10 protein-coding genes and 1 pseudogene are annotated in these 9,346 nt (G+C 60.6%); 6 read left to right on the top strand and 5 right to left on the bottom strand.

Features of this window, described 5'->3' with window-relative positions; translation table 11 throughout:
• Positions 1 to 310: 310 nt before the first annotated feature.
• On the bottom strand, positions 311 to 667 hold the full coding sequence (locus BN1263_RS17750) for a hypothetical protein (protein ID WP_058983041.1): 357 nt from the start codon (positions 665 to 667) through the stop codon (positions 311 to 313).
• A gap of 921 nt (positions 668 to 1,588) precedes the next feature.
• On the opposite strand from BN1263_RS17750, the gene BN1263_RS20965 reads away from it, so the two are divergent.
• Complete coding sequence (locus BN1263_RS20965; protein ID WP_260832996.1) at positions 1,589 to 1,783, top strand: hypothetical protein; 195 nt, start codon at positions 1,589 to 1,591, stop codon at positions 1,781 to 1,783.
• A gap of 61 nt (positions 1,784 to 1,844) precedes the next feature.
• On the opposite strand, the gene BN1263_RS17760 is transcribed toward BN1263_RS20965, so the two are convergent.
• A complete protein-coding gene (locus BN1263_RS17760; RefSeq protein ID WP_058983042.1) occupies positions 1,845 to 2,600 on the bottom strand; it encodes a tetratricopeptide repeat protein in 756 nt (251 codons plus the stop codon).
• A 165-nt stretch (positions 2,601 to 2,765) separates the two neighbouring features.
• Here BN1263_RS17760 and BN1263_RS17765 point away from each other — a divergent pair, with 165 nt between their 5' ends.
• Positions 2,766 to 3,482, top strand: a complete 717-nt coding sequence (locus BN1263_RS17765) for a hypothetical protein (RefSeq protein ID WP_058983045.1) — start codon at positions 2,766 to 2,768, stop codon at positions 3,480 to 3,482.
• 54 nt (positions 3,483 to 3,536) lie between these two features.
• Here BN1263_RS17765 and BN1263_RS20290 read toward each other — a convergent pair whose 3' ends face one another.
• Complete coding sequence (locus tag BN1263_RS20290; RefSeq protein WP_251101825.1) at positions 3,537 to 3,809, bottom strand: hypothetical protein; 273 nt, start codon at positions 3,807 to 3,809, stop codon at positions 3,537 to 3,539.
• 184 nt (positions 3,810 to 3,993) lie between these two features.
• Between BN1263_RS20290 and BN1263_RS17770 the strand changes: the two genes are divergently transcribed.
• Entirely contained in the window at positions 3,994 to 4,470 is a 477-nt protein-coding gene (locus BN1263_RS17770) for a BLUF domain-containing protein (protein ID WP_058983073.1), read from the top strand.
• Here BN1263_RS17770 and BN1263_RS17775 read toward each other — a convergent pair.
• Both BN1263_RS17775 and BN1263_RS17780 read right to left on the bottom strand, forming a co-directional pair.
• A complete protein-coding gene (locus BN1263_RS17775) occupies positions 4,467 to 4,838 on the bottom strand; it encodes a response regulator (protein WP_058983046.1) in 372 nt (123 codons plus the stop codon). The two genes, BN1263_RS17770 and BN1263_RS17775, sit on opposite strands and share 4 nt — an antisense overlap.
• A 1-nt stretch (position 4,839) precedes the next feature.
• Positions 4,840 to 5,981, bottom strand: a pseudogene (locus BN1263_RS17780) (two-component system sensor histidine kinase NtrB).
• A 772-nt stretch (positions 5,982 to 6,753) separates the two neighbouring features.
• Between BN1263_RS17780 and BN1263_RS17790 the strand changes: the two are divergent.
• The 3 genes from BN1263_RS17790 to ku all read left to right on the top strand — a co-directional run bounded on the left by BN1263_RS17790 (position 6,754) and on the right by ku (position 9,313).
• The gene (locus BN1263_RS17790) at positions 6,754 to 7,677 is read left to right on the top strand and encodes an NAD(P)/FAD-dependent oxidoreductase (protein ID WP_260832998.1); all 924 of its coding nucleotides are present in this window, start codon (positions 6,754 to 6,756) and stop codon (positions 7,675 to 7,677) included.
• Between the two features lie 96 nt (positions 7,678 to 7,773).
• Positions 7,774 to 8,283 (top strand): ferritin-like domain-containing protein, encoded by a 510-nt coding sequence (locus tag BN1263_RS17795; protein ID WP_049417379.1) that lies wholly within the window; start codon positions 7,774 to 7,776, stop codon positions 8,281 to 8,283.
• Positions 8,284 to 8,368: 85 nt separating this feature from the next.
• Positions 8,369 to 9,313 (top strand): non-homologous end joining protein Ku, encoded by a 945-nt coding sequence (ku, locus tag BN1263_RS17800; protein WP_058983050.1) that lies wholly within the window; start codon positions 8,369 to 8,371, stop codon positions 9,311 to 9,313.
• Positions 9,314 to 9,346: the final 33 nt, after the last annotated feature.

Here is a 9,346-nt window from a genome sequence, read left to right on the forward strand (position 1 = left end):
GCCCCCGCTGCTCCGCGTCTAGTGAAACCTGCAACAGCAGATGGTGCGAGCGCCTCTCCAGCCACAGCACGGGTATGCCTCGGCAATGAACCTGGAACGCGGCATCTCGATGCCGCTCGACGAACTGGAAGCCCTGTCCTGGCCGAGAGTCCACGAACTGCATCGCCTAGCGGCGCAGCTGTGAGAATCGATCGTCGTTGATGTTTTGGAACGCGACAGGCGAGTGCACCGGCGGCGCCAGCCACTGCGTCTGTGCCGCAACCACCACCACAAGACAGAGCGCGGTGGCCACCCAGCGCCACCAGGCCACTCAGCCCTCCGGATGCAGTCGGGTACTGGCGTGTGCGGTAAGGCCGATTCCGGCCATGATCAGCCCCTCCATCACGCGCGGGCCTACGTATTGCTCCACCTCGCCGTTCTCGCGGGCGCGCTGCGCGGCCAGCAGGATCTCCAGCACCACCCGAAGGCCCGCCAGCGAGCAGTCGGTATCCGCCAGGGCGATGCGTCGGCCGGGCATCTGATGGCGTTCAGGCCACGGCTGGCCATCGGAGGCGGCGCCGGCGCCGATGCTGTGCAGCAGGGCGATGAGGGTGTTCGGGTCCAGCGCCGGGCCGTTGGCAGGCGCGTCGTGGATGGGGTGTGGGGCAGGGGAGTGGGGCTGGGTCACGGCTGGGCTCCTTGCTTGCATGCAGAAGCCGCCATCGATAAAGGTGGCGGACGATGCGTGGTTCGAAACCCCGTGTGTGGATGACCGGGCAGGCGCAAGGCCTCCACGCACCGCCCGCCATAGCCGACTGACGGATTGCCAGCCGGCACCGCGCGAAGCAGCGCCGGCTGGCAAGTGCGAGCAACATCCACACAACCGGGGTTTCGAATCCCGACCACCGATGCACGGTGGCAAGGCAAGGAATACGCGGACCTATGCGTGATGCCAATGCAGTAGGGCTGATGACGTCACTACTTTCAACATTTTCAGAATCGTTGCATATGGCGCAATGAGGCCGGAGCGTTGCGCTGCAAGGCTATCGACCATGTCGGTGGTGCAGCTCTGCGCGCTGTCGGCATCCGCCCGGCGGGGCTGTGAGCGAGGCAAATGCGACAGACCTGTCCAGCAATGCGCTGCCGGCTGCGTGTGACGCGTCACGTTAATAGGTGAAATCTGCGAAGCAACGCGCTGCATGTCACCATGTGGCGGGGCGAATCATCTGCAGAATGCCCCTTGGTACCTCATGGACGCATCCGCCCAAGAGGGTTTTCATGTCTGGCATGACTGACGGGCAGCAACTACGCAACGCGCAATGGGGCAAGGTGTCGCGCCTGTTCAAGCCTGCGATGATCATTAGCGCGGCGCTGACGGCAAGCGCAGAAACGTTCTATCGCACAGGGGCGTACCCGCGAGCCATCTTCGAGGCGGGCAGCGCTGATGCTCGAACCTGGTTGTATGTGGCATTGATGTACCTGATCGCCTTTCCAGTACTGTTTCTTTGGATGAGGCGACTGCTCGCAGGCTACCCCATGCCATGGAACCCGCCACTCAAGCGCTGGTTCCTGGGCGCGTTCTCCCTGATCCTCTGCAGCGGAATGATCCATGCTGCCGGTCATCGTGCTGACTGTTGGGGGCAGCGCTGCAGGTCGCGGCAAAGGGCTGTATCAGCTGTTCACCGGCAGCCTCTTCGGCACATTCCTTGTGGGAACGGTGCTCGCCTACGCAGCGGCCCTGGGTGCATGGCTGCTGTTTATCGGAACCCCCAAGCTGCTCTTCCCCAAGCCGGGCTCCCGCTAGGCCGGCTGCGATAGTTTCCTGGAAGTGCAGGTGTTCGAGCCCGCCACCCGCTGCCGGGTCGTCAGTAGCCCTTCAACGCCGCCTTGGTTCGCTCCAGCCATGCGGCATTGTGGCTGCGCGCATGGCGCGACCAGTGCTGGGCATCATCGATGATGCTGGCGAACAGGCTGCGGGCTTGCTCGCGATCGTCGGGTTGCGGCTGCGCCATCAGCCATTCGGCGTAGAGGCAGCGAGCGGCCGCATCGTTTCCGCATTCCACGGCGCGCTCGAACGCGGCACGGGTGCCGGGCGCTTGGGCAGCCGCCAGTGCCTGCGCGTAAAGCAGGGTCTGTTCCGGCTTGCGGCGCACATCCGGGTGGCGGGCGAACAGGCCGTCCAGCGTCTCCACCGCAAGCGCCGCGTGCCCGGACTCGAGCCGGGCACGGGCAAGGCCGGTCAGGATGTAAGGATCGTCGCCCAGCAGCGAGCTGGCTGCCTGTTCAAGCAGGGTTCTGGCTTCCTCGGCCTGGCCGGCATCCAGCAGCGTCATGCCCAGGCGAACCCTATTCTGCACGGTGGGCGTGCGCGCCAGTTCGGCACGGGCGCTGCGAAGATCCTGACCCGGGCCCATGAGCTGCTTGGCGGAACGGACGACCTGTCGGGCGCCGCGTGAGTGACGGACTTCAGGGAAGTAGATCGCCAGGAAGTAGACGACGCTGCCGAGCAGCGGGAACGAGAAGAGCAGGATGAGCCAGTAGAGGCTCTGGCCCGAGCGGATGGCGTGCACCGCGAAGTAGATGGCCGCCAGTACGTGGAGTCCGATTCCGATATAGGGCATGTGTGCCGCCTCGTCCTTGTGGGGGGTGGAACTATAGTGGGGGAGGGGTGGGGCGCCAATGGGGTGGTGGTCGGGCGTGACGCGTCACGTTAATAGGGTGGATTCTGCAGGACGGAGCGCTGCATGCCACTATGTGGCGGGGCTGCATCGATGGAAGGGGGATACATGGAGCGTACGAAAAAGACACTGACGATGGCCGATGTCGCTGGATGGGGTTCGGCGCTCGTCACGTTCGGATTGATTCAAGGGGCCTTGTATCTGAAGGCGTATTGGGGGCACTTCGGCCTGGATCCTTTTCAGTTTGTTGCGGTGAGTGAGCTTGCACTGGCAGGGCTTGCGGGGATCGGCATGGTGTTGTTCTTCATACTGATTGCGCTGCTGCTCGGAGGATGGGTCGAGGGGAAGGTGACAACGACGCCGTCCCAAGCCAATCTGTTGATGTGGCTGACCCTGGCTCTTTGTCTTGTTGGAATGGGTGCCTTGCTTTGGTGGTCCAATGCCTGGCCCGTTTTGATAGGTGTGGCGCTGACGGGCATATGTGCAATGGCAGTACGCCTGTCCCCAGTGTTGCCGGCCGCCGTGAAGGACTCGCCGTGGCTGGTCTATGCGCTCGTGATGATTGTTTATGTCCCGATCTCGTCAAACTGGCTTGGCTTCGAGCGCGCCAAGGCGATTACTTCTGGCGGCAGCAAGTACACGGTCAATGTGACTATTGATGAGAAGGTGCAAGGCGGCCTGGGCCTAGTGGGGCGTTTGGGTGATAGCTATGTACTTTGGGACCCGGTACAGAAAGCTGCAGTTCTTGTGCCAGTGGACAACGTGAGTAGGCTGGAGATTGCGCAAAAATCCGTTCTGCCTGCCAAACCAGTTCAGTCGCGATAAGGGCTCGTTATCGCTGACAGCCGCAATGCGGCTGTTTGCCCCGATCATTGGCTCTCACTGGTTATTGCGGCGAGCCGGCTCGTTCGGCAACACGTGATGACATTCATCGAGCCGAGCATTGCTGACCGCCTGTCGCGCGCCACAATGATCACAGGTGAGAACCGTGCCGCCGGGCATCTTTCTCAGGACATCCCCGCTGAGGTCGGTAATCCCGCCGCAGGCTGTGCAACGAATAGAGATGTGTCGCACGTGGACGATGTTGCCGTGCTCATCCCGGACAGGGTCTAGCGCAAGCACATAAAATTGACCGGTGTTGGGCATGTCCATGGTTCGATAGCGTTGACGATGCCATGGTTGCTGCATTTGCTGGCTTCAGAGCGTGACGTGGCGTAGCGATCTGCGCGCACATTGCTGAACACGTCAGGATCGGGATCTCACTTCGGAACAATCGAGAAAACTTTAGTATTCATATTTGCTAAGGTGCTTCGACAATATGAAGAAGGGGCGCGCGATGCCCATTAGGGCGGTGGTGTATGTCAGCGAAGCTTCGGATCTTCTGATGGGAGACAAGCTGGGGTTGCGGGGGAGCAAGCTGGACGATCTCGTGGACGACGCAGCCCGCTTTAACCGAGACGCCGGCGTCAGCGGCATTCTTCTTTTTGACGGCGAGCGCTTCCTTCAATACTTAGAAGGGCCGTCAGACGGACTAGATGTTGCATATTCGCGCGTCCTTGGTGCCTCTAGCCACCATCACGTCCTAGAGCTCCAGAGAAGCACGGTCTCTGATCGCCGGCTTCCATTCTGGCCGATGAAATGGCTCCCCGTAGAGCCAAGCGAGCTGACTTCAACCGCGCTCGGCGATTGGGCCGGATTCAAGATGCGAGGCGACGGCGAGGCCATGAACGCGACAGCGATGGATCGGTTGCTCCTGTTGGTCTCCCGAGGCGCTGCGCTTGACGTAAGCTACGGCGTGCGGCACTCATCCTAGGTCCCCCGGCGGCAATCCACTTGCTCATGAATGGCCGTGGTGAGCTGGCGAAATCGGTAGGGCTTGGGAAGAAAACGGACGTTTTCAGGAAGCACCGGCAACTGAGACCGCTGAAGCCCTGACGAAATCACTACCTTCGCCAGCGGTTGGGACAAAGCCGCTTCAACCGCCACGTCCAAGCCGGTCGCAGAGCCTGGCATGCTGTAGTCCGTCACAACGATGGTGAACTTCCCCTCGCCGCGAAGGTATGCAATTGCCTCAATTCCCGTGCTGGCGATGGTGACATCGAAACCCTGGGCACTGAGGGCGTCGGCAACCACTGCGCGGAGATCTTCTTCATCTTCTACGAAAAGAACGTGGATCGGCATTTCAATGGACTCGAATAGGGAAAAAAAGACTAACCCGGGTTCCTTTCCCGACTTCGCTGATCAATTCGGTGTAGCCCCCCGACTGGCTCGTGAACCCAAATACTTGGCTTAGCCCCAATCCACTTCCTTTGCCGATGGACTTGGTGGTGAAGAACGGCTCGAAAACCCGTTCCTGCAATTCCTTTGGAATGCCCTCGCCATCGTCACAGACCGTGATGCAGGCGTAATCTAACGGGCCATTCGTTGAGCTGGATGGGCTCTGTAGAGAGCGGACTGCCGCTGACACAGTGATTTGTCCACCTTGAGGCATGGCATCGCGGCTGTTGCATACCAAGTTTAGGATGGCGGCCTCCAGCTGGGCCTTATCAAGCTCAATCTCCACATCGTCCTCGGGCCATTGGATGGCCACGTCAACGTGGTCGCCAGCCGCGCGTTTAAGCATGCCCTCGAACTCATGCAGAAGGCTTCGCAGCCGGACCTTCTCCGGGACCAGGGTCTGCCCCTTGCCAAAGGTCAGCAGCTGACGCGTCAATAGTGTTCCCCGTTCGCCTGCACGCTGGGCGGTGTCAACGAGCGCCGCGGCTGCAGGGTTATCCACGTGGATACTGACCATGTCCAGACAATTGGCGATGATCGCGAGTAAGTTGTTGAAGTCGTGCGCCAGCCCCAGCGTGAATTTGCCAATAGCTCCATCTTTTGCGCTTGAAACAGTTCGCGCTGCGCCTCAAGCAGTTGCTCTTGAGCCTGGTGGAGTTCGGTAATGTCACGGGTGATCTTGGCGAATCCGACGAGATCACCGTCAACCCAAATCGGATCGATGACCACACTCGCGCGAAACGGTGTTCCATCTTGGCGCAAGCGCCAGCCTTCGCAGGCGTATCGTCCTTCTTCAGCTGCAACGCGCAAATTGCGTTGTGGAAACCCCGCTTCCGCCTCCTCTGGAAGATAGAACCTAGAGAAGTGGGACCCTACAACATCAGCTGCGGTATAGCCCTTGATCCGCTGCCCTCCGGTGTTCCACGTCCGGATGAAGCCGGCGGTGTCCAGCATATAAATCGCGTAGTCCGTGACCGAATTCACCAGAAGGCTGAATTGCCTGGACTCATCGCTAAGAGCATCTGTGGAGCGTTGCTGGCTAATCATGGGTCATCCTCGTGGCGAGCCACCGGAGGCGACAGGTGGGGCAGTGTAGGGAGGGTCCACCGTTTGGGCGTTACGAAACCTTCACGTCCGCTGCGCGGGGCCGTCGAGACTCGCTAATGCAGACGATGTGGCTTGTTTAGCAAGGGTGGGCGATGGTGGGAGGGACGCGAGCGATGCAGGTCATGGAGCAAAGATTGATGACGCTGGGATATCAAGATAGCGTAGCGCTGGAGAGCATTCAGGGTGAGGCACGCCGGATCAAGGACCAGAGAATGTGCTGCATGTGGGGTCAGGACTCGCGTCGACCGTATTGCCGTCCCCAGTATGCTTCGCTACTGCTTGGGTGTAGGCATCCCGTGCGCATCACGCAGTGCGTCCTAGCGTCGGGGTCTGCGCTGACCGCGATGTAGCTCAATGCCTCAGCGAGCATCCGAAGAAACTGCCCTTCGGAGTAGAGCGCTGCCCATTCCGGTAGCTTCTCCTCAAGCTGAGCGATCATCAAATCGATTTCGAGACGGGTACTCATGTGGGTTGCCCTCCTGTATCCCACAATAAGAACCATCGCATTGCGTCCGGTGTCCAAGTTAAGGTCCCGGTCCCACGCCGGCTCTACTCTGCGCTCACGAGTTTTTTGCGAACCCAGTGGGAGGGGACTCAAGGTAAGCTGCGCGCGCCCGACGCCGTGAAAGCCCTTTTCGCTCCGTCGCCACTCGTTCTACACGGGCAGCCGACAGTGTAAGCGTCAGATAAGGGCACCTGAAACGACAGATAGATGTCCATGACAAACGACGCCGTTGCTCCCAATCCTGTAGACGCCGTCGTGATCGGTGGAAGCTACGCTGGCATGTCCGCCGCGCTTCAGCTTGCTCGGGCCTGTCGATCAGTGGTGATCATTGATCATGGGCTGCCAAGGAACCGCACCGCCAGCCGAGCCCATGGCTGCCTCGGTTGGGATGGCTGCGCCCCGGCCGATCTTTTGACAACCGCTCGGCGGCAACTTCAAGCCTACAGCCACGTGCGCTGGATCGCCGCCGAGGCGGTGGGTGCGCAGCGCTCTGCCCGGACCGGGTTCAAGGTCACCTGTGCCTCTGGGAGCACAGTGTCCGCACATCGATTGGTGCTGGCCCATGGGGTCGCGGACCAGCTCCCCGAAGTCCCCGGCTTGGAAGAGCGCTGGGGGAAAAGTGTCCTCCATTGCCCTTACTGCCACGGCTACGAGATCTGCGGAGGGTCGCTTGGGCTTCTGGTCGCCGCGGACGATGATGTGTTGGCGCATGCCAAGGCATTGCAGCAATGGGGGAAAATCATGATCTTCCACCGCGGAGATCGGACGGAGCAGGCATTGAACGCTCTGGAGAATCAGCTTAACGGCATTGATGCGGCCTTGGAGCGAACACCGTTGGTCGGCGTTTCTGAAGAAGCCACGGCGGACTTGGCCGACGGACGCCGGCTAGAGCTACGGGCCCTCTTTTTACACCCCGAAACGAAACTATGCTCCCCGATCGCACACCAACTCGGGTGTGAAACCGAATCCGTTGGCTGCATTTCAACGGACTCGGCGAAGCAGACCACCGTGGAAGGAGTGTTCGCCTGCGGGGATGCAGCCCGGTTCGCAGGCAACATCGCCCTGGCCATCGGAGAAGGCGCGCTCGCTGGTGTGGCTGTGCATCGCTCGTTGTTGGGGCTGCTTGACTAAGCAAGCACGGGCGTTCGCCATGCCTTCACGGTGGCATCGCCTTGCTGCCATGGGCGCCTCGTTAGGGTGGAGGTCCATTCCCTGACGGACACCACCATGGCAGAGCTCAAAGAGAACCTGTTGGATTGGCTGCGCGACGCACACGCGATGGAGCAGCAGGCGGAAACCATGCTCAAGGGCCAGGCTTCCCGGATCGAGCACTATCCGGTGCTGAAGGCTCGCATTGAAGAACACATCCAGGAGACCATCGGCCAGCGCGAACTGCTGGAAGGCTGCATCAAGCGGCTGGGCGGTTCCCCGTCGACCCTGAAGGATGTGATGGGCAAGATGGCCGCCTTCGGTCAGGCCGTCGGCGGCATGACGGCTTCTGATGAGATCGTCAAAGGCGCCATGGCCGGCTACGTCTTCGAGCACTTTGAAATCGCGTCCTACACGGCGCTTATCGCTGCTGCCAAGACCGCCGGTGATGCGGAAACCGTGAGGGTCTGTGAAGAGATTCTGGTTCAGGAAGAGGCCATGGCCGACTGGCTGGCGGCCCATCTGCCCGAGGTCACCGAAGAATTCATGGTCCGCGACGCCACCCCTGGCGTTGAAGCAAAGAAGTAAGCCACTGAGTCTCGTCGGCTGGGTTCACGCCCGGCCGACGGGGCCGGGCCTACAACGAAAGGCCCTTGGATAGGAGGCGGCTGGCATGCCCAGGCCCATCTGGAGCGGATCCCTGTCGTTCGGTCTACTCAATGTCCCAGTTTCATTGATGTCCGGCGAGCGACGCATGGACCTCAGTTTCCGAATGTTGGACGCTCGCAACAAGAAGCCCATCCGATACGAGCGCGTCAATGCTGAGACCGGCGAAGAGGTGCCGTGGAAGGACATCGTCAAAGCCTTCGAATATGACAAGGGAAGCTACGTAGTCATAGAAAGGGAAGACATCGCTGCAGCCGCACCCGAGACTCACGAATCCATCGACGTAGAGGCGTTTGTCGACGCCAAGAGCATTGGCCTGCGGTTCTTCGAAAAGCCCTACATCCTGGTGCCAGGAAAGAAGGCGGAAAAAGGCTATGTGCTTCTGCGAGAGACCCTGAAGGAAACGGGCAAGGTCGGCATCGCCAGGGTAGTCATCCGCACCCGCGAATACATCTGTGCGGTGATGCCCGAGGACGATGCGCTGGTGATGATTCTGCTGCGCTATCCGCAGGAGCTGGTGTCGCCGGACGAATACAAGTTGCCTCAAGGCCAAGCATCCGACTACCGGGTGGCTCCCAAAGAACTGGAGATGGCCAAGCAGCTCATTGAGAGCATGACGTCGGAATGGCAACCGGACAGCTACCAGGACGAGTTCCGCGAGCGCCTGTCGGACATCATCAAAAAGCGGGTGAAGCAGGCCGGCGCCACGACCACCTTTGAGGAGCCCGAGCACCGCGAGGATTCGGCGACCAACGTGGTGGACTTCATGGCCTTGCTCCAGAAGAGCCTGGAAACCAACAAGCGCACCCCGGCGAAGGCAACCCCGGTGAAGACCGCCTCCAAGCCGTCTGCCAAAGACAGCAAGTCTGCCAAGAAGGCCACCCCCAGAAAGGCCCCGACGAAAAAAGCGGCGAAGAAGACTCCCACCAAGAAGGCTCGAAAGAGCGCCTGATCAGACTAGGAGAATCTCATGAGCGACGACAAG

Origin of the sequence: Stenotrophomonas thermophila, assembly GCF_001499715.1 — a bacterium.
In the GTDB taxonomy this organism is placed as follows: Bacteria; Pseudomonadota; Gammaproteobacteria; order Xanthomonadales; family Xanthomonadaceae; genus Stenotrophomonas; species Stenotrophomonas hibiscicola.

Coding starts and splice junctions, on each gene's coding strand:
- ku (WP_058983050.1), top strand. CDS start 8,369: ATGCCCAGGCCCATCTGGAGCGGATCCCTGTCGTTCGGTCTACTCAAT.
- BN1263_RS17795 (WP_049417379.1), top strand. CDS start 7,774: ATGGCAGAGCTCAAAGAGAACCTGTTGGATTGGCTGCGCGACGCACAC.
- BN1263_RS20290 (WP_251101825.1), bottom strand. CDS start 3,809: ATGGACATGCCCAACACCGGTCAATTTTATGTGCTTGCGCTAGACCCT.
- BN1263_RS17775 (WP_058983046.1), bottom strand. CDS start 4,838: ATGCCGATCCACGTTCTTTTCGTAGAAGATGAAGAAGATCTCCGCGCA.
- BN1263_RS20965 (WP_260832996.1), top strand. CDS start 1,589: ATGCTGCCGGTCATCGTGCTGACTGTTGGGGGCAGCGCTGCAGGTCGC.
- BN1263_RS17765 (WP_058983045.1), top strand. CDS start 2,766: ATGGAGCGTACGAAAAAGACACTGACGATGGCCGATGTCGCTGGATGG.
- BN1263_RS17790 (WP_260832998.1), top strand. CDS start 6,754: ATGTCCATGACAAACGACGCCGTTGCTCCCAATCCTGTAGACGCCGTC.
- BN1263_RS17760 (WP_058983042.1), bottom strand. CDS start 2,600: ATGCCCTATATCGGAATCGGACTCCACGTACTGGCGGCCATCTACTTC.
- BN1263_RS17770 (WP_058983073.1), top strand. CDS start 3,994: ATGCCCATTAGGGCGGTGGTGTATGTCAGCGAAGCTTCGGATCTTCTG.